The following is a 21,826-nucleotide window of genomic DNA, read 5'->3' as shown; positions in this document are numbered from 1 at the left end:
CACTAAGGAGATCTGTGACGCCCGAGCTGGATGTCGACCCGCGGGCGTTCCCTCCTACGCCTCCTCCGGACCTTGACGACGCCCGGGGGATCGTCGAACACGATTGGAACGCCTTCGCTGCCGTTGACCGGATGGCCGATCACTGGTCCCGGCCGGGATGGTCCGCCGGACGGCGCGCGTACTACTGGATGCTCACCTTCTCCAGCTGCCCGGCCCTGATCAGCCGGGCTCGGCACTGCCAGGACGAGCTGGCGCAGCTGAGCATGGATGCAGTGCCTGAGGATGGACTGCACGTCACCATGAACAGGGTTGGGGACGTAGCCCAGGTCCCGCCGGCCCAGATTCAGCATCTCGTCGGCCTGGCGGAACATCTGGCGTTCGACAGTTTCCAACTGGCCGCACATCCCCTCGCTGGATCACGAGGCGCCTTGCGGTTCACGCTCTCGCCCTGGCGTCAGTTGGTGGGGCTGCATGCCGCACTTGGCGCGATCGGCAGCAAGGCTGGTGTGCCAGGCGGCAAGCCCACTTCAGCCTTCCGACCTCATTTGGGTGTTCAGTACAACAATTGCGAACGCCCAGCCGGACCTGTGATCGAGCGGGTCGAACGGCTACGCGTGCTGTCTCCGGTGCTGCTCGACATCACCTCGGTGGATCTCGTCGAGCTCCGACGTGAGGCCACGTCCTATCGGTGGGACCTCGTGGAGCAGATTCCGCTCCGCGTGTCCGGGGCAGCCGCCCTGTAGATCGATTTCGACGGGGCAGCACGACTGCGTGGTCTCTGGCCACGGGCCGGTTCCGGGTTTCCAGCGCCGATGAAAGGGTTGCCAGGCTCGGCCTGGTCTCATACGCGAACTCCCTGAGCCGCGCCCTGAGCGCTTGCTTCCTCGAAGCCTGCGCGAATCCGAGCGTAGACGTCGCCGATCAGTGTGAGTTCGGCGTCGGTGAGGGCATCTCCCAGGCAGCCGAAGTTCTCGTTTGCCTGCCGTTCGTCCGTGAGGCCGGCGACGACGATGCAGTGGTCGGCACGCTGGAGGGCTGAGCGGAGGGCCAGCCGTGTCAGGGTCCCAGGCGCGCTGCCGAAGTGTTCGCGCAGGACCTGGAGTCCGGAGGCTACCGCCTCCAGGGACCGCGGCGTGAAGGCCTCACTGGTCGTACACCAGTCCTGCTGCCCGGGCCTCGCGCGGTTGCCCGTCAGGAGTCCGTGGGCGAGTGGTGCCGCCAGGATCAACCCGACACCGCGCCGCGCGGTGAAGGAGAACAGATTCTCCCCTTCAAGCTGGATGGCCGGGGTGAGCGCGTTGAACGGGGTCCAGAGCACATCAGGGTTGATCAACCGGAACAGGTACAGGAAGCGCTCGGCATGCGCCGCTTGCTCCGCTGGCGACGCGCCGTAGCGCGGGTGCGGTCCGCGCATTCCGATCGCCTTGATCGCGCCGATCTGGCGGAGCGTATGCATCTGCTCGATGGCCGTACCCAAGTAGCGGTCGTGGGGACCGAAGTCGAACGAATCGAGGGAGTAGAGCGCGAGCTCCTCGGGCGTAGCAGTTCTCCAGGGTCTGCTGGAGCTGGTGGTGAATGTGGCGGCCGGCGTAGGGGTGGGGCGCTGAGCCCCGCAGCCGGCCGACCTTGCTGCTGAGGTGTAGCAACGCGTTGGGATATTCGCGCAGGAGCTGGCCGATCAGCCGCTCCGAGTGGCCCTGGCCGTAGGAATCGGCCGTGTCCAGGAGCGTGGCGCCGCACTCCACGGCGCGTCGCAGTCCGTCTAGGAAACGCTCGTCGGCCAGGTTCTGTTCGTCCGAGCCAGACGAGCGTCCATCCGCATCGAGTCTTGTGACATGGCAGTTCACGCCGAGTGGGTGGACGAACACGTCTCGGCTCAGATGCCTGGGCGTCAGGGCCTGCGACAGCATCAACGGTCACCGCGGGACAGGATGAAGAGCGCCAAGACCAGCTTGCCGCCGGCGGTCTTCTCCACTGAGAGGGCGCTCGAGTAGAGGGTCACGAGGAACATGCCGCGACCGCCCAACGGCAGCGTCTCGGGGTCTACTGGTCCGTCCGTGTGGCAGATGGTCAGGGTGGGCGGAGCAGCGGGCACTGCGCCGACGTCCGTGCCGCAGTCCACAACACCTACCGCGGCGCCGTTCTCGAAGATGTCGAGGGTCAGCGCGAGCGGGCCGGCGGTGTGCTCGATGGCATTACCAACGAGCTCATTTGCTACCAGGATCGCCTCATCGACCTGTTCCTGGCTGGCTCGGCCCGTCAGAGCCGTGCGTACCTCGGAGCGGGCCAACTGCTGCGGGGCTTCGTAGCCAATGAGGTTGATGTCGCGGTGGTTGACCAGCTCTCCGAGGCGTTGGTCACGGAGCAGGTCGGCGGTTGTCGGGGGCACTCTCGTCTCCTCGCACTCCTGACGCCCTGCGGCGTGGGCCGCGGTCGGCCCTGGTGTAACGGTGCCGGAAGGCGCGTGGCACCGATACGCGGGGCCCGTGCCACTTCTTCGCCACTTCCCAAAGCCGGAGCTCGCACGGGGCAGAGGGGAATCCGGACAGAACCGGCGAACAGCCCAAGCTCGTCGACGTGTCTGTTTGCCGAAGTGGCCACTAAGTGGCGGCTGTTCGACGTATCGGTGCCGAAGGATCACCGTCACCGTGGAAGCAGTCGGTGCCGAGCGTCTCGGCCCCTTCTATCGGCCGCCGGCCTGGGCACGGCGCACGCGCTATGTCCGATGGTTCAGTCCACTCGTAGAGAGAAACAGATGTCAGGCACCTCGCTTCCCTCGTTCCAGGCTCCCGCGCCGGTCCGCCGCACCACGCTCGACGTCTCAGGCCTGCGCACGGCTTCACCTGGACCCGAGCCCAACGTCACACGGCCCTCCCCTTCACCGTGTGTCGTAGGGCCTCGCCCGTGGGTTGCGACTTCCGATCTCTGGGGGACCGTGTGCGGGTGCCGCCGCCGACCGGTCCCGGAACCGTCAGCGAGACGCAGCGCGCCGGTATGCGCCGCGCCGTCCCGGCTGCCGCGAAACCCAGATGCACTCCGCGGTAGTCGGTCCACGCCCATCCACCCAGGAGCAGTCTCGTGATCACTCCCGGTCCTGCCTGCCGCCTGGGCGCGATTCGATGCCTCGTCCTTCGTACTTCCACTCCTTTGTCCGTGAGGAACTGACATGGCGGTCCTGCACGACGTGGTGCTGGCTGTGGCACCGACCGGTTTGGCTGCTGCTTCCGCAGCCACCTGGTACTTCCGGCGGGCCGCCATCCGGGCCAACGCCACGCTCGAGGAGAGCCGGGAGCAGAACGCCGCCCTAGGGGAGGAGATCGAGTTCCGCGATCAGGAGGTCGCGCACCTGACCGCCGTTCGTCTGCCCGCCCTCATGGCGATCCCCGGCTCGGGCGACCTGACACAGGCCGGGCCTCTCCTGCATCCGCAGCTTTCCTCCACTCAGTTCGGCAGGGCCTCGCAGGCGGTATTACGCCAGGCCTCTGGCTTCGTTCGTGATGTCGAAACCCGGACCGAGAAGTCAGTGCAAGCTCAAGTCCGAGTGCTCCTGCAGCCGTTGCTTGCGCTGGCGGCCCGACAACAGAGCGCGACGGTCCGGCTGCTCGCGCAGGTCGCGGACGAGGAGGTTCTCGCGCATGCCTTCGCGGTCGACCACGGGGCAACCCTGCTGGCCCAGCGGATGCACATCATCGGCGTCCTGCTGGGCGATGAAGTGAGCAGCCCGCGTCCAGACCTACCCCTCATGGATGTGCTGAGCGGCGCGACGTCTCGAGTCCAGGACTACCAGCGTGTGGCGATCACCAACAGGCGAGACACCTTCGTCCGGGGGCGGGTGGCCGAGCCGATCGCCATCGCCCTGGCCGAGCTCATGGAGAACGGCACCCGACATTCGAGTCCTGGCAGTCCCGTCTCCGTGTGGTTCATGGAAGCGCCGAGCGGCCTCAACCTGATCGTCGACAGCATCGGCCCCATGTTGAGCCCGGACGGATACGAGCGGGCGGCCGCGGTGTTGCCCGGGCAGTACCGGCTTCCGCTTGCCACACTAGGCACGCGGCTGGGATTCCCCGCGGTTGGCGCCCTCGCTCGCCAACACGGATTCCAGGTGTGGCTGGACCCACATCACCGCCGCGGTGTCCGTGCCATCCTCCACCTCCCCGGGCAGCTCCTCGTCCAGCCGCCAGTCCTCGACGAGCCACTGCACCACAGCCCGACGGTGGACGAGACGGACGTCAACGCGGCCAGGGCAGGCGCAGGGCAGCGGATGGCCAAGTTCAGCCAGGCGGTCCGCTCCGCCGGTCACGGCCAAGTCCCCAGCACCGCTGCTGTTCAGGGCGCGGCTGGGACTGATCACGGCGGCGGAAGGTTCGTGGAGCACCACGGCTGGGGCCAGCAGTGAGCGGGGCGCACGGGCGGGAGACGCGCAGGTTCCGGGGGCGGCACGCGGACGCCCTGCGGCAAGTCGCTCCCGCCGGGTGCGGGGCAGGAACGGCCGCCCGCCCAGCTCATCAACAACACACGGGCGGCGCAGCAGACGGTGAGGCGCATGTCCGGGTCTGGCGCGTCGAGGAGCTTCGCCGACAGCTGGAGTCGGTCCTGTATTTCCTCGAAGCGGCGCCCCTCCCGCAGGAGCTGGGGCACGCGGTCGCCGAGGCGCGGGCGTGGCAGGAGGAGATCACCCCGGCCAACCCCACCCGCCCGGCACCCGCCTTCGTGAGGGCGCTGGAGAACACCGTGCAGATCACGCAGGATTTCCTGGCCCGGCACACCGTGGCAGCGACGTATGTCCACCTGGACACGGAGCAATCGCTGTGGGACGAGCACGAGCGGCTGGAAGCAGTGAGCGGGCCGCACTGCCGGCACGTCTCCGTGCGCCAACACGACGTGGCCACGCGTGGATGGCCACTCGACCAGCGGCCCGGCTTCTCGCGGCTCCTCAGCGACATCGAAGAAGGGCGGGTGCAGCTGCTCGTGGTCCGCTCCACCGCCGACCTCGCGCCCGCCGACACCCGCCCAGATGACCAGATGCAGTCGATCGAAGCGATCACAGCGTGGCTGTACCGGCACCGAGCAAGGCTGCTGTGCGCCGACCAGGTCACGCTGCCATCGCACACCACCTACAGCCGCCGGTCCGTACGGCGGACCTGACACCGCCGCACGGACCGACCCCGCATGAAGCCAACGTGCGCCCATGCCGAGACCGCAAGCGCGCCGCTGCGGACCGGACCGAGGATCCGGTTACGCAGGCCGCTCTCGCCCCCACTGGTACGCCACTCGACCGACACCACCGGAGATACCGATGCACGCGACTGCGCCCACTTCTTCGCTCGACCTCCTGGATGAGCGCGTCCTCGGGGACCCGTATCCGGTCTACGAGGCGATGCGCCTCATGGGGCCGGCCATCCGGCTGGAGCGCCACGGCGTGTGGGCGGTCCCCGGCTACGACGAGGTCCGCTCCATCCTGGACGCCTCCGACCTGTTCCGGGCCGAGGGCGGCAGGGCCCTCACCGAGCTGGCCGGGACGATCCTGGCGTCCAACGGCGAGCAGCACGCGCGGCTGCGCCGAGTCCTGTCGCGTCGGCTCGCCCCTACAGCGGTCGCCCGCCGGCAAAGACAGATACAGGAGCGGGCGCGGCGGCTAGTTGCGGAGCACACGGTCGGGGCGGGGTTCGATGCGGTGGAGCTGGCCCGGGCGATGGCCGTCGGCACGGTGATGGAGCTGATGGGCCTGACGGAGAGCAGCAGCGTGCCCGTGCTGGACGGGCTCGGGCTGATGCCGTTCGACGCCTTCGGCCCGGAGAACGCCTGCGGCCCTACGGGACTGCCCGCCGCGGGGGCGGCCATGCTGGTTTTCCTCCACGAGAACGTCACCCGCGGCAGCGTGCGAAGGGGCTCCTGGACGGAAGCGATCTTCCAGGCCGTCGACGCCGGGAAGATCGACGAGGACGAGGCCGTACCGCTCGGCTCTGCATATGCAGTGGTCGGCATCGACTCGACGATCCTCGGTCTCGCCGGGACGATCACCCAGCTCGCCCATGACCCGGAGCAGTGGTTCCAGCTCCGTGAAGACCCGGCCCGTGCCGAAGCGGCCTTCCACGAGGCCGTGCGGCTTGACGCTCCGATACAGGGGCTCGGCCGACTCGTTACGGAGCCGGTCGACCTGGGCGGCATTCGGCTGGAGGCCGGCGAGGGGGTGTGGCTGCTGCTCGGCTCCGCCGGCCGCGACCCCCGCAAGTGGGGTCTGGCGGCCGACGATTACAACCTGCGGCGGGCCGGCGCCGACAAGCACCTCTCCCTCGGGGCCGGGCCGCACGCATGCCCGGGCAGCCACCTCGCCCTCATGCAGGCCCGCGCTCTACTGCGAGCGCTCGCCGAGCGCTGCACCACGCTGTCGCCCGCCAGTGCCCCCGTCCGCGCCCAGACCCACGTCCTCCGCGGCCACACGGCAGCGCCCATCAGCGTCAGCACCGCCGGACGGCGCACCGGCGCACGCCAGCCCGCGCTCACATCGCCTCCGGAGAGTCCTCGATGAATGCCCGCGGCGATCAACCCGTCGACGGTGGTGCCGCCCTGCTGGCGGACTCGCTGACTCTGGCCGGGCCAGGGCCGGTGCTCCTGGCCGGTCTCGACGTCGTGCTCGTCCCCGAGAGTCACGCTCGCGAGGCCGTCGCCCGCCTGGACAAGCTTGCTGGCCTGCACGCAGTCGGCGCGGTCTTCGCCTTGGGCGACGCGTGGGGGTTCTTCCTACCTGAGGGGTCCGGCGATCCCGCCTGGCCCGCGCCGTCGCGGTACTCCGGCGCCGGAGCCACGCTCACGCTGTCGCCCGCGCCCCGGCCCGATGCCGCCACGGGATGGATCCGCTGGAGGCAAGGCCGGATCTACACCGCGCCCCTCCTCCTTCACGCCGTCCTGGCCAACCTCGCCAAGCGGCACCGCCTGAACGACGGACCTACCTCCCGACCGCCTACTCACGCCCGCCCCCTGGAGCAGCCCGCCATGCAGCTTCCCAAGATCGCCTTCTTCGACCTGGACGCCACGCTCACCGACCAGGCCACCGGCTTCCGCCGGTGGGCTTGCGAGTTCGCCACCCGATACGGCATCGCGCCGGAAGAGGTGGAGGCCGCCGAGGTGCGCTGCGCCGGCCGCAGGGACGAGTTCTTCGCCGACCTGAAGGCCAGGCACGACATCAAGGGGTCCATCGCCGGCCTCCATGCTCAGTACCGGCAGCGGTCCGCCGAGCTCGTCCCCCACCGTCCGCAGGTCTGCACGGCGCTCCGGTCGCTGCGCGACGACGGATGGCGCCTGGGGGTGATCACCAACGGCGACCCCGCCGCGCAGCGCCTCAAGCTCCGCACCGCGCGCCTTGACGGCCTCTTCGAAGTCGTCGCGATTTCCGGGGAGTACGGGATCCGCAAGCCGCACCGCGGCCTGTACCGCATCGCCCTCGACGCCCTGGACACCAGTTTCCGGCTTCATGATCGGCGATGACCTCGACGCGGACGTGTCTGGTGGCAGCCGGGCAGGGCTCCGCACGGTGTGGATCGCCGGCGGCCGGGCACGGCCGGCCACCTCCCCGGTGCCCGACCACACCGTCGAAACCGTCCTCGATGCGGTCGAGCTGGTCCGCGAGCACGCCCATGCCCCGCTTCCTGCCGTCGCGTAGCGCCCGGCGGCCGCTGCCCGGCCGTCCGCGCGCCCGGCGTATCTCCACGCTCAACAGGTACCGGGCCGCAGTGTTCTTGCTGTTCCTCGCGGTCTTCGTCGCCGCCTCCGGGATGCCCCGCTGACCGCTCCTCCGCCAGCACGGCCCACGGCGTGTACCGCCCGGCACCTATCGGCTCAGCTGCACCACCGCCCGAACGTTCACTCGCGTCGAGCCCCGCCTTCATGGCCGGTCGGCGCTCCGCAGAAGGACAGCTCTATGCCCGCGCGTATCGAGGACTACGCACTGATCGGCGATATGCAGACCGCGGCGCTGGTCAGCCGTGACGGATCCCTCGACTCGATGTGCCTGCCGCGATTCGACTCCAGCGCGGTCTTCGCGCACCTCCTCGGGACGGAGGATCACGGCTTCTGGCGCATCGGTCCCGCCCACCCGAGTCACCGACCGGCGCCCTCGGCGGCCCGGCGCCGCTACCTGCCCAGCACCCTGATCGTCGAATCCGAATGGGACACCCCCACCGGGCGGGTCCGCGTCACCGACTTCATGCCGCCCCGCGACGGCACCCCCCAGACGGTCCGTATCGTCGAAGGCATCGCTGGCACGGTCGTGATGCGCAGCGCCCTGCGGATGCGGTTCGGCTACGGACGCATCGTGCCCTGGGTGACCACCACCAACGAGGGCCGCCTCCACGCCGTCGCGGGACCCGACTCCCTATGGCTGGACACCGCGGCCACCATGTACGGCCAGGACGAGACGACATACGCGGACTTCACCGTCCGCGCCGGCGAGCGCGTCTCCTTCGTCCTCAGCTGGCAGCCCTCCCACCAGGCACCGCCTCCGGTCCCCGACGCCAGCGACGCCCTGGAGTCAACGGAGAAGTTCTGGTCGCAGTGGAGTTCGCACTGCACCTACAACGGCCCCTACCGAGACGCCCTCCTGCGCTCCCTGATCACCCTCAGGGCCCTGACCTACGCGCCCACCGGCGGGATCGTCGCCGCGCCCACCACCTCGCTGCCGGAGGTGATCGGCGGGAGCCGGAACTGGGACTACCGCTACACGTGGCTGCGCGACGCCGCCATCACCCTCTCCTCACTGCTGCGCACCGGGTACCGCGAGGAGGCCCGCGCCTGGTGCGCCTGGCTGGTGCGCGCAGTGGCTGGCGACCCGGAGAACCTGCAGATCATGTACGGCATCGCCGGTGAGAGGTCGCTCGGCGAGACCGAACTGGACTGGCTTCCCGGCTACGAAGACTCCCGTCCGGTCCGAGTCGGCAACGGCGCCGCCCACCAGCTGCAGCTCGACGTGTACGGCGAGGTCGCCATGACCCTGCACGCCGCCCGACAGGCCGGCCTCGGCCCGGGCGAGAGCGCGGCGCATATCCAGGTGAAGCTGGTCGAGTACCTGGAGTCGGTCTGGGAGCAGCCGGACGAGGGTATGTGGGAGATCCGGGGCCCGCGCCGCCACTTCGTGCACTCCAAGGTCATGGCCTGGGCGGCCGTGGACCGCACCATCACGCTCGTCGAGTCCGGCGGCGCGATCGTCGACGCCTGCGTCGTGGAGCGCTGGCGGGAGCTGCGCAGCACGATCCACGCCGAGGTCTGCGACCGCGCCTACGACCCCGTGCGCAACACCTTCACGCAGTCGTACGGATCCCGGGAGCTGGACGCGTCGCTGCTGCTCATCCCGCAGACGGGCTTCCTTCCCGCGACCGATCCGCGGGTCATGGGCACGATCGACGCGGTGCGGCGCGAGCTGTCCACCCCTGACGGGTTCCTCCTGCGCTACCCCACGGCCGGAGCCGAGCCGGGCCTGGACGGTCTGGAGGGCGACGAGGGTGCGTTCTTGGCCTGCTCGTTCTGGCTCGTCGACGCGCTGGCGATGAGCGGACGCGCCGACGAGGCGCGCACGCTCCTCGAGCAGTTGCTGGCGCTCCGAAGCGACCTGGGGCTTCTCGCCGAGGAGTGGGACCCTGTGCGGCGGCGCCAGGTCGGCAACTTCCCCAAGGCATTCAGCCACGTGGCGATGTGCGACTCGTTCCTTCAGCTCGCTGCCCACGACCAGGCGGGGAGCTCACGCTGATGCCCTCCCGCCTGACCGAGGTCCTCTTCGCCCTCTACGTGATCGCCTCTGCCCTGCCCCTGTTCATGGCCGCGGCGCACCGAGAGCGCTCCGCCGCTGCAGCCGCGGTGCGGTTCCACACCGCGGAGAGCCTGCGCATACCAACCTGGATCGGCCTGGGTGGCCCCGCCGGACACGGCAGCGGGTCATGACGCACGCGACGCTTCCCCGGCGTGGCTGTCTGACGGGCCAGGTACTGGATCCGGCCGCTGGCGCGCGAGCCCCTGTTCGAGCGGCGTACGGCGCAGCTTGATCCCTTCGCTGCGGCAGTCCTGCGGGCGCGGGACCGGCCGTGCGTGGACGTCTACGTCCTGCTCGCGTCAGGGCAGCAGCCCGGTGTCCGGGCGACGTTCGCGGAGCAGACCGCTCGCGCCCGCGGATGGAACGTCGCCCGCGTCATCTGCGACACCACGGGGCCCGGCACTGATCCCGCACTACGGCCGGCATTGGCCATGGCCCTCGACCGAATCGCCCGCGGTGAGAGCGCCGGCCTCGTCGCCGTGTCGCGCGCCGACATCAGTGCCTTCGATGACGAGTACGAAGCGGTACTCGACCACCTGCGCGTCGTCGGGGGCTTCCTCGACCTCGCGCTCCCCGAGACAGCCCTCTGATCAGGAGCCGATCATGTCCGTCACCCGTTCCCCCTGGCGCTCGAGAGCCGGCCGGGCCACCACGAAGCCCGCGCCCACCGAGCCCAAGCTCGGCCTGCCTCGCCTCCCGAAGGGCAAGCGCCTGACCGGCGATGACCAGACGAAGTTCGCACGAGCGCTTGTCGCCGCCTACACCGACGAACGCCAGGGTTCCATCCGGCAGATCGCCGCAGAGACAGGGCGTGCCTACGGCACGATCCACCGGCTCCTCACCGATGCGAAAGTCCCCTGCGCGGCCGCGGCGGCACACAGACCCCTGCCCGGGTCCAGGCGTGAGCGGAGGAAGCGGCATGCCATCTCGTCCCCGCCCCGAAGTGCGGACGCAAGACAGCGCACGCCCGCCCGAGGGGACGAGAGGAGGCTCCGAGGAGCCGTGGCGGGACGTTGCAGGCACCATCGACTTCCTCGCCGTAGCCGGGTGGGACGAGGACGCGAGTCTCCTTCTACACCCGGCACTGGAGCAGTACGGCAGCTTCAGTGCCGTGGACGCGGAGCGCGTCCGGCGGCTGGAGGCGGCGTAGTGATCACCAAAGCCGTGGACTGCGTGAGCCCCCCGGCCACGCCGGCGTCCTGCCAGCACGGGCCCCCAGCCAGCGGGAGCCAGCCGGTCCGAGGCCGGTATGCCTGAGTTGACAGTCACCCAGATCCGGGTGGCAGCCGCATGAGCGGGGCGGCGTCGGTGCGCGGCGCCTCGCAAAGGAACGGTGACCTCGAGCGGATCGTGCTGGATGAGCTCAAGTGGTCGATGTCGGGGTTCGCCAAGAGGATCCGCGAGCGCTGCGCGGCCACTGGCCATCCTCGGTCCGTGAGCACGAGCACGGTGTCGCGATGGTGCGCGGGGGCGCAGCCCGGTCCGGAACTGGCGGCTGCGGCGTGTTACGTACTGACCCGGGCGTGCAAGCGTCCGGTGACCCCTGAGGGCCTGGGGTGGCCGTCCGAGGACATGGATGTCGCCGAGCAGTCGCTCCAGTACGGCGACCTGAGACACGCGGTGCGGATGCTGCGGCGGCTGTGGCAGATGGACGCTGTGCCCAGGAGGGCGGCGGTGCGGAGGATGCCGTTCGCCGCGACGCCCTCTGCGGTCGAGGCGCTGGTCATGCTGCCCGACACGGAGATCTCCGGGCGCGGACAGCGGCGGTTGACCGTGGCGGACGTCGAGCTCCTGGAGGCGCACACCGACCTGTACGGCAGGACGGACGCCCGGCACGGAGGCGGGCAGTTCCGCTCCGTGTTCGCCGGCTTCCTCGCCGCCCACGCCGTTCCGCTGCCCGAAGGGGGGTTCAACGCCGGGCGTGGCCGGCTGCTGTACGGCAGCGTCGCCGACGCGGTGCTCGCCCTGGCGAGCATGGCCTACGACGACCAGCTGCCGGGCCTGGCTCAGCGCTACGACCTGCAGGCAATGCGGCTGGCGCAGGCAATCGGGGATCGCGGCCGACTGGCGCGCGGCTGTATTCATCAGGCCAGGCTGGCGGCGGTGAGGGGTGACGGCCGAGAGGTGCTCACCCATGCCCGCAGCGCGGTGGTCGCGGCGGCCGACTCGCCGCGCTGGTGCGGGCTTATGTCGCGGTGACGGAGGCGAGGGCGTGGGCCTACAACGGTGACAGTGCGCAGTGCCGGGCGGCGGTGGAACGGGCGCGTGCCGCGTTCGACCGAGCCGGGAGCGGGTCGGACCCGAGGTGGCTGGCGTGGCTGGACCGTCCGGAGCTGGAGGGGCAGGCCGCGTGGGCGCTGGCGATGGCCGGGCTGGCCGAGGACGGCGCGCAGGCTCTGAAGGTTGCGATGGGCCTGCCGCCGGAGCGACGCGCGACAGCGTGGAGTTGCTGATCACCGGTGCGGAGCTGGCCCGGCTTCGCGGCGACCTGGCGGAGTGGGAGGAGTCGCTGGCGAAGGCGAAGACGGCCGCTCAGCACCTCAAGAGTCGGCGCCTGGCGCGGCGGCTGGCCGACGCCGCCGCAGGCGGCCCGCTCCACGACTTCTGACCCCTGGCTGGCCGGACCCCGGCGGGACCGGTCGGGTCGATGACGGGCCGGGGGTCAGCGGTCGGTGTCGCCGAGCCAGCTGAGCTTGGAACGGACGTCGGCAGCGGCGCGGGGCCGGGGCGTCTCGCCGGAAGGGGGTGCCGACGTACAGGTAGCCGAGCAGCTGCTCACCTTCGCCGACCCCGAGGTGTTTGCGGACCTGCGGTGCGTCCGGGTAGGGCCCGCCGAACCAGACACTGCCCCAGCCGTGGGCGTCGAGGAGCAGCAGCAACGTGGTGGCCATCGCGGACGTCGCGGCCAGTTGCTCCCAGCGCGGGATGGTCGGATGGTCGCAGGGCTGGAAGACAAGGGCGAGCATCAGCGGCGCACGCAGGTGTTTGGCGGCGATCCTCTCGGCCAGGTCGCTGGTGGGCGCCGCCTCGGCCGCGGCTTCGCCGAGGCGGACGCGGGCGGCACCGCAGATCGCGATCACGCGCCAGGGACGCAGCTGGCCGTGGTCGGGCGCGGTGGCTGCAGCCGCCAGGAGGTCGAGGAGTTCGTCCGGGCCGGGGGCAGGCGCGGCGAGGCGGATGGTGCTGCGCCGGGTACGGATCGCCGTCTCGATGTTGTCCGCAGCGGGCTGGGCGACGGGGACGGTGGTCATCGGGTCGCTCCCGGGCCCTCGGGTGCCACGGTGACCGGTTCGCCGGCGGGCTTCGGGGTGGTGAGGTCGGGGGCATTGCGGGTGAGGCGGTCGAGCAGGGGCGCGGTGGCGGCGGTGGTCACGACGGCCATGAGCACCATGATCGTGAACAGGTTCGTGGAGATGACGCCGAGCTGGAGGCCGATGCCGAGGACGACTATCTCGGTGATCCCGCGGCAGTTCATCAGGGTGCCCAGCAGCGCCGACCACCGCCAGTCGCAGCCGGCGAGCCGGGCCGCCCCGCCGGCGCCGACCCACTTGCCCGTCACAGCGACGGCCAGGACGAGCGCCGCCCAGCCCCACTGGCTGGCCGGGAGAGCGGCGACGTCGGTGCGCAACCCGATGTCGACGAAGAACAGCGGCAGAAGCACCGGGACGACCACCGCCTGGAGGCGGGCGGCGCTACGTTCCACGGCTGGCACCCCGCGCGGCACGGTCGCGTCGACCAGGAATGCGCCGATCGCGGGGTGGACGCCGATCCGGTTGGTGGCCCACGCGGCCAGGAGCAGCCCGGCGACTAGTAGCACCGTCACCAGGTCGTCGGAGGCACGGGCGGCCCGCTCCAGGGTCCCCTTCACGACAAGGCGTGCCGCCGCCAGCGCGGCGGTGAGCGCGGCGGCCAGGGCGAAGGCGGTGAGCGCATCCAGCGGAGAACCGGCGGTGGCCAGGGCGGTGACCGCGATGAGCAGGCACCAGGCGAGGGCGTCGTCGGCGGCCGCGCACGCGAGCGCGAAGGCACCCAGGCGGGTGGTTGCCAGGCCCCTGTCGGTGAGGATCCGCGCGAGGACGGGGAACGCCGTGATGGACAGCGCGGTGGCGACGAACAGGACGAACGGCAGCCGCGGCACACCGGGGGGTGCGAGGGCCGGGTACATCGCGACCGCGAGGCCGGAGCCGAGCGCGAGGGGTAGCAGGATGCTGCCGGCGGCGACGGAGGCGACGGCGCGGCGGGTGTCCCGCAGGGAGCGCAGGTCGAGTTCGAGGCCGACGAGGAAGAGGAAGACGAGCAAAGCGAGGTTGCCGAGCACGGAGGTGAAAGGCAGGACCGCGGGCGGCAGCAGGGTGTGCTGGACGCCAGGGGCGAGCCAGCCGAGAAGGGAGGGGCCGAGGAGGATGCCCACGGCCATCTCGCCGATGACGCCTGGAACATCGGATCGGCCCCGGTGCCCAGCTGCGCGTGGTGCACCCCGTGGGTGCCCCGGTAGGACCGCAGCCCCTCGCCGAGCATCCCGGTCAGCAGGTACCCCACCAGGCGGTTGCCGCGCGCGGTGACCAGTAGTTTCGCGTGGACGCACTCGTGCGCCAGGTTCGACAGGTGCCTCTGGCGCACCCCGATGTACAGCACCGCGAGCAGCGGCCCGACGACGTGCCCGACAAGGGAGCCGACGAGCGCGGCCATGACGATCGCTCCGACGTCGCACGCGACGTCCCGCAGCCCGACACTCGGAGCGCCACACAGGCCCTCCAACTCGCCGATCAGCTCCGGCCCCAGCGCCTGCCGGACCGGACCGGACGCGCCGGTCGAGTGCCGGGTGCGCCTCGGTGTCTTCTCGCGCCGGCGTACCGACCACCGGCTGGTCCTGCCCATCTGCTCTCCTCGGGACATCAGTGGACTGGGAATTGGCCTTCTGTGAACCGCTGCCGGTGGGCGGGGCGCCCCGCCCACCGGCAGCAGCACGTCAGCCGATCAGGACGATCGAGGTCAGGCGGCGGCGCCCGGGCGCATGCCCAGCTTGACGCCCTCGCCCGGGCGCATGCCGAGCTTGAGGTCCTGGTACATGTGCTCTCCTCTCGGGCCGCGGGCATGCCGCGGCCACGCATGGTGAATCGGATGGTCGAGCCAGAGATGAGCGCGGCTCGAAAGAGCTGGCCGGGCGCTACGCCGAGGGCGCTGGTGAAGCCATCGCGCCGAGTGGCCGTGCCATCACGCTAGGGCCGCACCAAGGGCAACGGCAACGGGTCGTGACGTTGCGCCAGATGCGCCGGGGCGTTGCGTATCCGTTGCGTCCACCCTGCCGCTGACCTGTGGAAACGCCCCTGCAAGCCGCTGGAATCGCGGCCACTGCCGCCGCACCGGACCGCTCGACCGGCGCGCGCGGTCTTCTGCGCCTCGGCGGCGTCCGGCTACGTTGAGGCGCTCCGAGGAGACCACGCCGCCCAGGCAGCACACCCGGTCACCAACTCCCCGCGCTTGTAGATGAGTTGAGAGGGAACGCATGTTCGCACTTTCCGGTCCCATCCGCGCCAAGACCCACGTGCTGCACGGCCTGCGAGCCCTGCTGCACGACGAGGGCTTCACCGAGCTGGTCACCCCCGTCGCCCGCCGCGCCGACCTCGGACCCGACCGCCGCGCACCCGTCGGCCTCCACGAGGGCCGGTACCTGCGCGCGATGATCGGCCCGGCGCTGCGCGTCAACGTGAGCACCGCCCTCCCGCAGGTGTACGAGATCGGCCCGTGCTTCCGGCCCGAGCCCCCCGACGCCCTCCACGCCGCCGAGTTCACGATGCTCGACCTGTACGCCGCGCACCTCGGCTTCGAGGAGCTGATCGACCTCGCCTGGCGCCTGGTCGGCCCGCACTTGCCCTCCTACACCCCCGAGCGGCTCTCGATCGCCGGCCATGTCCGCGACGAGTTCGGCATTGACCTGCGCACCGAGCCCGTCAGCGGCCTGCACCCGCGCATGGCCGCCCGGATCGGCGCCGACGCGGGCTAGCCGTTCCGCGACGTCCTCGGCCGCTACATCGCCCTCGAACTGGAGGCCGGCACCGCGGGCCGGGCGGTGTTCCTGATCGATTACCCGTCCGGCGGTGACGAGCCGTGTGCCCGCCTGGCCCCCGGGGTCACGGCCGTCCTGGAGCGGTTCGAGCTGATCGTCGACGGCATCGAGCTCGTCCACGGCTACACCGACGAGACGGACGGGAATGCCTTCACCGAACGGGCCAAGGCCGTCGGGCTCTACGACGACGAGCAGCGGCTCGCCCAGGAAGCCGTCGAGGCCGGATCCGTGCCCGCGGAGAGCGCGGGCCTCGGCATCGGCATCGAGCGGCTGTGCGCCGCCTCCGCCGGGCTGCGCGACATCACCCCGTTCCTCCAGTCCCCCCCCAGTTCTGACATCCGGCTCCCAGCCCCCGGAGGCACGATGGAGATTGCAATCACGCCGCTGCCCGGCGGATTGGGCGCCCGCGTCGAGACCGACCTCGCCCGCGCGACCGGCTCCGCCGCGGCACACGCTCTCACCTACGCCCTGCAGCGCCACCGTGTGCTCGTCCTGCCCGGCCAGCACCTCAACCACGCCGATCTGCTCGCCGCCGCCTCCCTGTTCGGCGACGTCGACACCGCAACCGACCGCCGCTACACCGTCCCCGGCTTCCCCGGCCTCACCGTCGTCTCCAACATCCGCGACCAGGACGGCACGCCGATCGGCATCTACGACGGCGACCAGGAGGAGGAGTGGCACGCCGACAATTCCTTCAAGCCGCAGCTGACCGCCGCCACCTTGCTGTACTCGGTCATCACCCCCGGCGAGGGCGGCGAGACCCGCTTCGCCGACGCCATCCGGGCCTACGCCGCGCTGCCGGCCGACCTCCGGGCCGGGTCGACGGCCTGAGCGCCGTCCACTCCGTCCAGCACCTCGCCGTCCAGCAGGCCGACGCCGCCGGCGGCCGCTCCTCCACCCAGGCCGGCACCCTCGCGCAGCTGCCCGAGGTCACCCACCCGCTCGCCCCCGTCCACCCCGCCACCGGTGCCCGCGCGCTCCTGCTCGGCTCCATGGTCATCCCCCGCGTGGAGGGACTGCCCGATGCCGACGGCCGGATCCTGCTGGCCGACCTCCTCGCCCACACGACCGGTCCCGGCTACCTCTACACCCACCGCTGGGAACAGGGCGACCTGGTCGTCTGGGACAACCTCGCCGTCCTACACACCGCCTCCCCCTGCGACAGCTCACTTCACCCGCGGCTGCTGGTGCGCGCCGCCGTCCGTCAGCCGACACGCCACCCCGGTACCCCCGACGGGGGAACCCCCGCCGAGCCGCCCGCCTCCGGATCGAACCGGCACTAGGGTGGTCAAATGAGTACCCAAGTGCCCATGAAAGAGCGGGCATTGAACCCGGACCGGATCGCCCGGATCGGGCGCGAGATGCAGGCAGCCTGCCCCGGCTTCGACGCCGCCTCCTTCACCGCCCAAGTCACCGCCGACCTGCCCCGCCTGGAGCTCAAGGCCCGCATCGCCCGCACCGCCGAGGGCCTGCACCAGCACTTGCCCGTCACCGGGCAGGACGCCCTCGACACCCTGCTGCGCTCCCTGCCGGCCACTCCGGAGGCCGCTGGCGCGGAAACCGACTTCGGCCTGTACACCTACGCCCCGCACTCGGCCTACGTCGCCGCCCACCACCTCCACCCGGAGCGGCTCGACCATGCCTTCGCCGTGCTCGCCGCCCTCACCCCGTACCTCTCTGCCGAAGACGCCGTCCGCACCTTCCTCAACACCTACCCCCAGCAGACGCTGGCGGCCGCCGCCAAGTGGGCCGCCGCCTCCGACCACCGTGTGCGGCGCCTGGCCAGCGAGGCCCTCCGCCCCCACCTGCCCTGGTCCGTCGGCACCGGCCTGCCCGTCGACACCGCTCTTCCGCTGCTCGACGTGCTGTACACCGACAGCAGCCGCTTCGTGACCACGTCGGTCGCCAATCACCTGCGGGACATCGCCCGCACCCGCCCCGAACTCGCCCTCGCCACCCTGACCAGGTGGCGCAGCGAAGGACGTGCCGCAGACGCCGAACTCGCCTTCATCACCCGCGAGGCACTCAAGGCCCGGCTCAAGGACGGCTGGGCACCCGCCTACACCCTCCTCGGCTACGACCCCCAAGCGGCCGTCAGCGTCAGCCCCCTCCGCCTGACCCACGCCGAATACCTACTCGGCGACGGCCTCGCCTTTGAAGCCGATCTCACCGCCCCCACCGACACCCCGGTGCACGTCATGTACCTCCTGACCCGCACCGGCCCCGATGCTCCGACCCGGGAGACGATCGCCCACCTCACGCGGGCCACCGTCAAAGCGGGCGCACCACTGCACCTGGCCAAGACCCCACCCCTGAAGTCCACCGGCACCGCCGCCCTCGCCCCGGGCAGCTACCACCTCGCACTCCAGGTCAACGGCCGCCGCCACCCCCCGGCACTGCTCCGCATCACCAACCGCCCAACCTGACCAGGACGGCCCCGCCGCGCGCAGACCCTGGCGCCGTCAGGACGCGCACCAAGCAGCCTGGTGCCTCCTGGTGGCGCAGCACAGCCAGAAGGAGGAGTCAGCATGATCGACGGCTGGAGCACGGTCTCGTCGACCGTCCAGTACACGGGAGTCCGGGTGGTGGTGCGCCGCGACGCGGTCCGGCGCTCCGACCAGAGTTTGGGGACTTACGAGTACACCGAGTCCGTCGACGGCGTGCGCGTCGTGGCACTCGACGACTGGGGCCGGATCGCCCTGCTGGAGGAGAACGTCTACGTGTGCGGTCAGCGGCTGCTGATGTGTCCTGGTGGCGGATGCGAGCCCGGCGAGGACCCGCTGGCGGCCGCGCGCCGAGAACTGGCCGAGGAGGCCGGCATCCGCGCCGCCGAGGTCGAGCTGCTGACGATGATGTGGCGGATGCCCGCCGGCGCGCGAACGCGTGAGCACCTGTACCTCGCCCGGGACCTGAGCATCGGCGAGCACCAACGGGACGCGAGCGAGGCCGACATGGAGCTGCGCTGGGTCGCCTTGGAGCAGGCGGTGGCGATGTGCAGCAACGGCCAGATCACCGAGGCCGGCACCCTCGCGGCGATCTTGCTGACGGCGCAGCGCACCACCGCCTAGCCCAACCCCTCGGCCATCCAGCAGCGGATGCCCGTACGCCGCGGTCAGAGGCACCGACCAGCACGCACCACCCCCTGGAGGCCACGCCATGACCGCACCCCCTGCTGCTCGTCGACGGCCACTATCTCCTCCACCGCGCGTGGTTCGGGTTCGCCGCCCGTATCACCAGCCGCGACAAGACCATCGACCGCACCGGTGTCTTCGGCTTCACCGCGCTCCTGCCCAAGGCCCAGGTCCAGCACGCCGACGGCTTCGAGATGTTCGTGGTCTTCGACGCCGAGGACGGCTCCCACTCCCGCGCCGGACAGGACAGCGACTACAACGCCCAGCGGCCCGCCCCCGAGCCCGGCCTGTCCTCCTCCTCGGCGAGAACCCCGCTGCGTTCGGCGAGACCGCGCAGTTCCGTTGACGTAGGGCCGGAAACCAGCAGGCTGGAGATCAAGGACTTCGTCGCCGGACAGGCGTGGGTCTCCTGCGGGGCGCATCGTTCGGCGGCGAGCAGTGTGCGGACGCAGTCGCTGCGGCGGCCGACGCGATCGTAGGTGACAGCGACGTCGCCGAGGGCGCGAGAGCGGCGCTCGACACTGGGCAGCGCCTTCAGCGAGATCCCGCGAGCGGCATCAAGCGCGGCCCGGGGATCGCCTGCGGACGGGGCCGCCGAATGCGGATACCCCTCCGGAAGCGGCGGCGGCAACAGGCGCACCCGGTGCCCCGTCTTCTCGAACACCTCCCGCACCGCGGTCACAAGGACCTCCTCACCGGCCTCGGTAACCGTCAGGCTGCAAAGTGGGCCCGTACGCGAGGTGTTCGATCAGCAGGACCTCGGCGCCGTCCCGTGCCAGCAGGGGCCGGCGGTCACGTGCATCGGGAACGTCCGACGCGAGGCGAACCCTTGACCTTCGGCCAGGAGCCGCAGCGGCTCGGCCAGCTGTCCGGCCTCCTGCGGGTAGCGTTCAAGGCAGGTGGTGAGCACACCCGTGATGTCGGAATCAGTGATCGCCATGGGCCATCACCCGCTCGACATCGCGGTACTGCTGGAGCGCTTCCCCGGAGTGAGTGGCTAACCGCTTCGGGTGGGATTTCCGTTTCTGATGGCGCCGGTTGAGGCCCCATCTCTAGGCTCGAACAACATGCGGCCCGCCGTCTGGCCGGCCCACGACGAACTGGTGCGGGAGAAGTACGTGCTCATCAAGGGCAAGTTGGTACGGGACCGAATTCCTCAGATCATCCGTGCGGATGGGGCCGAGCCGGAGGTCTACGTCGCTGACCCGGCCGAGTACCGGCAGCGGCTCCGCGCGAAGCTCAGTGAAGAGGTGGCGGAGTACCTGGAGGCGGACGAGACGGACGCCCCCGAGGAGCTCGCGGACGTCCTGGAGGTCGCCCTCGCGCTCGCGGCCGACCTCGGCATTGATCCTGCGCAGCTGGAGAAGCTCCGGGCATCCAAGGCCGAGGAGAGGGGCGGGTTCACGGAGCGCATTGTCTGGACCGGCAACCGCTGATCTCCGGTGCCGGTCCCGCAACACCGCTACAGCTCGGGCTTGGCCAGCAGGACGTGGCTTACCCCGGGCAACGGCAGCCCTGCCGCCCCCGTGATGGGGGCGAGGCCGGCGCGGCGGGCGAGCGCGGTGGTCTCCGTCGCGCTGATGCCGCGCTGGAAGGTCCCTTTCCCCTCGCTCGACCAGTAGCCGTCGTGGTGGGCCGTCCAGCTCCCGCCCGCGGCTGCCTTCATGATCTCCTCGGGGGAGCGGGTGACGATCACCATGTGCCCGCCGGGGCGGACGAACCCGGCGGCGTCCTGGAGCGCGCGGATCCGCGCCCAGGGGTCGGGCAGCACGTTGAGGACGAACATCTGGGTCACCAGGTCGTAGCCCTGCCTGTCCGGGCGGGGCCAGCCGAACCCCTCGTGCGGGTCGTAGCCGTCCGCGTCGAGCCCGGCGGCCCGATAGTGGGCGACGTCGGCCCCACGGCCGCAGCCGTGGTCGAGGACCGTGCGGATGCCGAGCGCCCCGGTCAGGTGCGCTGTGACCGCCCGGGCCGCCGGCGAGGGTGACTGGCGGCTCATCGCGGTCTTGTGTGGCTGGTACGCGCGAGCGCCCCCGCCGGCCGCCGCGGGCTGGTTGCCCGTCAGGTCGCTGATCGTGAACAGGACGTCTTCCGGCTCGGCGGTCTCCAGGGTGATCGGCAGGTCGACCAGGAGGGCGGAGTGGTCCGTGAACGCCTCCGGCCCCGTACGGACCTCGTGACGGGCGGAGACCGGAACACCGGCGGCCAGGTGGTCGCTCAGCAGGGCGAGGTCGCAGCGGAAGCGGCTGAGCCTGCCGGTGAAGAGCCGTTCGAACGTGAACTCCGCCTCCCCGTCGGTGCCGGTGGTGTCGACGAGCCACGTGCTCTGGAGCAGGTGCTGGAGCGCCTTGCGCTCGGTGTCGGCGGTGAAGCCACTGACCTCCCCGTCGTACAGCCCGTCCTCGGGCCGCGGTGCGAGGTTGAAGTCTCCGCAGAGCAGCAGGGGCCGCCCGTCCTCGGCGGCCGCCAGCGCCGCGAGCTCGTCGAGCTGGGTGGTGCGCGCCGCGCTGGTGTAGGCGTCGAGGTGGACCTGCAGGACGGTGAGCCAGCCCAGTTCGATCCGCCGGGCCCACGGGGTCGGGGCGGAGACGTCCGGGGTGGCGACGTCCTCGCGGACCCAGGCGGCAAGGTGGCCGTCCCCGCCCGCGAAGACGTACCCGGGAAGGAGCGGCGGGCGCCGGTCGGCGGGCTTGTACGGCTCCTGGGCGACGATGACCGCGACGTCGTGCGCGCGGAGCCAGGCGGCGAAGTGGGCCCGGGCGCCGTCGGCGCCGAGCCGCTTGTTGAGGTTGATCGAGGCCAGCAGCATCAAGGACACCCTTCGGCGGG

General features: G+C 71.1%; 23 protein-coding genes and 5 pseudogenes. 19 read left to right on the top strand and 9 right to left on the bottom strand.

Annotation, left to right across the window (positions count from 1 at the left end; all coding sequences use genetic code 11):
- Positions 1 to 14: 14 nt before the first annotated feature.
- A complete protein-coding gene (locus tag AB0D66_RS21965) occupies positions 15 to 743 on the top strand; it encodes a 2'-5' RNA ligase family protein (protein ID WP_362305925.1) in 729 nt (242 codons plus the stop codon).
- 98 nt (positions 744 to 841) lie between these two features.
- On the opposite strand, the gene AB0D66_RS21960 is transcribed toward AB0D66_RS21965, so the two are convergent.
- The 3 genes and pseudogenes from AB0D66_RS21960 to AB0D66_RS21950 all read right to left on the bottom strand — a co-directional run bounded on the left by AB0D66_RS21960 (position 842) and on the right by AB0D66_RS21950 (position 2,389).
- On the bottom strand, positions 842 to 1,477 hold the full coding sequence (locus AB0D66_RS21960) for an aldo/keto reductase (RefSeq protein WP_362305921.1): 636 nt from the start codon (positions 1,475 to 1,477) through the stop codon (positions 842 to 844).
- A gap of 124 nt (positions 1,478 to 1,601) precedes the next feature.
- A pseudogene (locus AB0D66_RS21955) lies at positions 1,602 to 1,910 on the bottom strand (aldo/keto reductase); the annotation flags it as partial.
- Positions 1,910 to 2,389, bottom strand: a complete 480-nt coding sequence (locus AB0D66_RS21950; protein ID WP_362305917.1) for an ATP-binding protein — start codon at positions 2,387 to 2,389, stop codon at positions 1,910 to 1,912. The gene AB0D66_RS21950 and the pseudogene AB0D66_RS21955, both read right to left, overlap by 1 nt.
- A 777-nt stretch (positions 2,390 to 3,166) precedes the next feature.
- On the opposite strand from AB0D66_RS21950, the gene AB0D66_RS21945 reads away from it, so the two are divergent.
- The 12 genes and pseudogenes from AB0D66_RS21945 (at position 3,167) to AB0D66_RS21890 (ending at position 12,252) form a co-directional block, all read left to right on the top strand.
- On the top strand, positions 3,167 to 4,396 hold the full coding sequence (locus AB0D66_RS21945; protein ID WP_362305914.1) for an ATP-binding protein: 1,230 nt from the start codon (positions 3,167 to 3,169) through the stop codon (positions 4,394 to 4,396).
- Positions 4,393 to 5,145: a hypothetical protein gene (locus AB0D66_RS21940; RefSeq protein ID WP_362305911.1), complete on the top strand. Its 753-nt coding sequence runs from the start codon at positions 4,393 to 4,395 to the stop codon at positions 5,143 to 5,145. The genes AB0D66_RS21945 and AB0D66_RS21940 overlap by 4 nt, the downstream gene beginning before the upstream one ends.
- 151 nt (positions 5,146 to 5,296) lie before the next feature.
- A complete protein-coding gene (locus AB0D66_RS21935) occupies positions 5,297 to 6,529 on the top strand; it encodes a cytochrome P450 (protein ID WP_362305908.1) in 1,233 nt (410 codons plus the stop codon).
- Positions 6,526 to 7,485, top strand: coding sequence for an HAD family hydrolase (locus tag AB0D66_RS21930; RefSeq protein ID WP_362305905.1), 960 nt, complete (start codon positions 6,526 to 6,528; stop codon positions 7,483 to 7,485). Before AB0D66_RS21935 ends, AB0D66_RS21930 begins: the two co-directional genes overlap by 4 nt.
- The gene (locus AB0D66_RS21925) at positions 7,472 to 7,660 is read left to right on the top strand and encodes an HAD hydrolase-like protein (RefSeq protein WP_362305902.1); all 189 of its coding nucleotides are present in this window, start codon (positions 7,472 to 7,474) and stop codon (positions 7,658 to 7,660) included. The genes AB0D66_RS21930 and AB0D66_RS21925 overlap by 14 nt, the downstream gene beginning before the upstream one ends.
- A 258-nt stretch (positions 7,661 to 7,918) precedes the next feature.
- On the top strand, positions 7,919 to 9,739 hold the full coding sequence (locus AB0D66_RS21920) for a glycoside hydrolase family 15 protein (protein ID WP_362305900.1): 1,821 nt from the start codon (positions 7,919 to 7,921) through the stop codon (positions 9,737 to 9,739).
- Complete coding sequence (locus AB0D66_RS21915) at positions 9,739 to 9,930, top strand: hypothetical protein (protein ID WP_362305897.1); 192 nt, start codon at positions 9,739 to 9,741, stop codon at positions 9,928 to 9,930. The genes AB0D66_RS21920 and AB0D66_RS21915 overlap by 1 nt, the downstream gene beginning before the upstream one ends.
- A gap of 144 nt (positions 9,931 to 10,074) precedes the next feature.
- On the top strand, positions 10,075 to 10,389 hold the full coding sequence (locus AB0D66_RS21910; RefSeq protein ID WP_362305894.1) for a hypothetical protein: 315 nt from the start codon (positions 10,075 to 10,077) through the stop codon (positions 10,387 to 10,389).
- Positions 10,307 to 10,594: pseudogene (locus AB0D66_RS21905) on the top strand (hypothetical protein); the annotation flags it as partial. The gene AB0D66_RS21910 and the pseudogene AB0D66_RS21905, both read left to right, overlap by 83 nt.
- A gap of 124 nt (positions 10,595 to 10,718) precedes the next feature.
- Positions 10,719 to 10,949, top strand: coding sequence for a hypothetical protein (locus AB0D66_RS21900; protein WP_362306096.1), 231 nt, complete (start codon positions 10,719 to 10,721; stop codon positions 10,947 to 10,949).
- A gap of 140 nt (positions 10,950 to 11,089) precedes the next feature.
- Positions 11,090 to 11,998, top strand: a complete 909-nt coding sequence (locus AB0D66_RS21895) for a hypothetical protein (protein ID WP_362305891.1) — start codon at positions 11,090 to 11,092, stop codon at positions 11,996 to 11,998.
- The gene (locus tag AB0D66_RS21890; protein WP_362305888.1) at positions 11,995 to 12,252 is read left to right on the top strand and encodes a hypothetical protein; all 258 of its coding nucleotides are present in this window, start codon (positions 11,995 to 11,997) and stop codon (positions 12,250 to 12,252) included. The genes AB0D66_RS21895 and AB0D66_RS21890 overlap by 4 nt, the downstream gene beginning before the upstream one ends.
- A gap of 87 nt (positions 12,253 to 12,339) precedes the next feature.
- Here AB0D66_RS21890 and AB0D66_RS21885 read toward each other — a convergent pair whose 3' ends face one another.
- The 3 genes and pseudogenes from AB0D66_RS21885 to AB0D66_RS21875 form a co-directional block, all read right to left on the bottom strand.
- Entirely contained in the window at positions 12,340 to 13,050 is a 711-nt protein-coding gene (locus AB0D66_RS21885) for a nitroreductase family protein (protein WP_362305885.1), read from the bottom strand.
- A complete protein-coding gene (locus tag AB0D66_RS21880) occupies positions 13,047 to 14,216 on the bottom strand; it encodes a cation:proton antiporter (protein WP_362305881.1) in 1,170 nt (389 codons plus the stop codon). Before AB0D66_RS21880 ends, AB0D66_RS21885 begins: the two co-directional genes overlap by 4 nt.
- 50 nt (positions 14,217 to 14,266) lie before the next feature.
- Positions 14,267 to 14,488: pseudogene (locus AB0D66_RS21875) on the bottom strand (fatty acid desaturase); the annotation flags it as partial.
- An 817-nt stretch (positions 14,489 to 15,305) separates the two neighbouring features.
- Here AB0D66_RS21875 and AB0D66_RS21870 point away from each other — a divergent pair.
- The 5 genes and pseudogenes from AB0D66_RS21870 to AB0D66_RS21850 form a co-directional block, all read left to right on the top strand.
- A complete protein-coding gene (locus AB0D66_RS21870; protein WP_362305877.1) occupies positions 15,306 to 15,803 on the top strand; it encodes an amino acid--tRNA ligase-related protein in 498 nt (165 codons plus the stop codon).
- 66 nt (positions 15,804 to 15,869) lie between these two features.
- Positions 15,870 to 17,149, top strand: a pseudogene (locus AB0D66_RS21865) (TauD/TfdA family dioxygenase).
- 27 nt (positions 17,150 to 17,176) lie between these two features.
- Positions 17,177 to 18,292 (top strand): hypothetical protein, encoded by a 1,116-nt coding sequence (locus tag AB0D66_RS21860; RefSeq protein ID WP_362305874.1) that lies wholly within the window; start codon positions 17,177 to 17,179, stop codon positions 18,290 to 18,292.
- A gap of 102 nt (positions 18,293 to 18,394) precedes the next feature.
- The gene (locus tag AB0D66_RS21855) at positions 18,395 to 18,934 is read left to right on the top strand and encodes an NUDIX hydrolase (RefSeq protein ID WP_362305871.1); all 540 of its coding nucleotides are present in this window, start codon (positions 18,395 to 18,397) and stop codon (positions 18,932 to 18,934) included.
- Between the two features lie 101 nt (positions 18,935 to 19,035).
- Positions 19,036 to 19,230, top strand: a pseudogene (locus AB0D66_RS21850) (hypothetical protein); the annotation flags it as partial.
- Between the two features lie 20 nt (positions 19,231 to 19,250).
- Here AB0D66_RS21850 and AB0D66_RS21845 read toward each other — a convergent pair.
- On the bottom strand, positions 19,251 to 19,679 hold the full coding sequence (locus tag AB0D66_RS21845) for a hypothetical protein (RefSeq protein WP_362305868.1): 429 nt from the start codon (positions 19,677 to 19,679) through the stop codon (positions 19,251 to 19,253).
- A 66-nt stretch (positions 19,680 to 19,745) separates the two neighbouring features.
- Positions 19,746 to 19,937, bottom strand: a complete 192-nt coding sequence (locus AB0D66_RS21840) for a hypothetical protein (protein WP_362305865.1) — start codon at positions 19,935 to 19,937, stop codon at positions 19,746 to 19,748.
- Between the two features lie 127 nt (positions 19,938 to 20,064).
- On the opposite strand from AB0D66_RS21840, the gene AB0D66_RS21835 reads away from it, so the two are divergent.
- Positions 20,065 to 20,433: a nucleoside triphosphate pyrophosphohydrolase gene (locus AB0D66_RS21835; RefSeq protein WP_362305862.1), complete on the top strand. Its 369-nt coding sequence runs from the start codon at positions 20,065 to 20,067 to the stop codon at positions 20,431 to 20,433.
- 26 nt (positions 20,434 to 20,459) lie between these two features.
- On the opposite strand, the gene AB0D66_RS21830 is transcribed toward AB0D66_RS21835, so the two are convergent.
- Positions 20,460 to 21,806, bottom strand: coding sequence for a methyltransferase domain-containing protein (locus AB0D66_RS21830; protein WP_362305858.1), 1,347 nt, complete (start codon positions 21,804 to 21,806; stop codon positions 20,460 to 20,462).
- Positions 21,807 to 21,826 lie beyond the last annotated feature (20 nt).

Source organism: Streptomyces sp. NPDC048270 (assembly GCF_040652335.1).
GTDB lineage: Bacteria > Actinomycetota > Actinomycetes > Streptomycetales > Streptomycetaceae > Streptomyces.
This window is presented reverse-complemented; position numbering and strand designations above follow the sequence as displayed.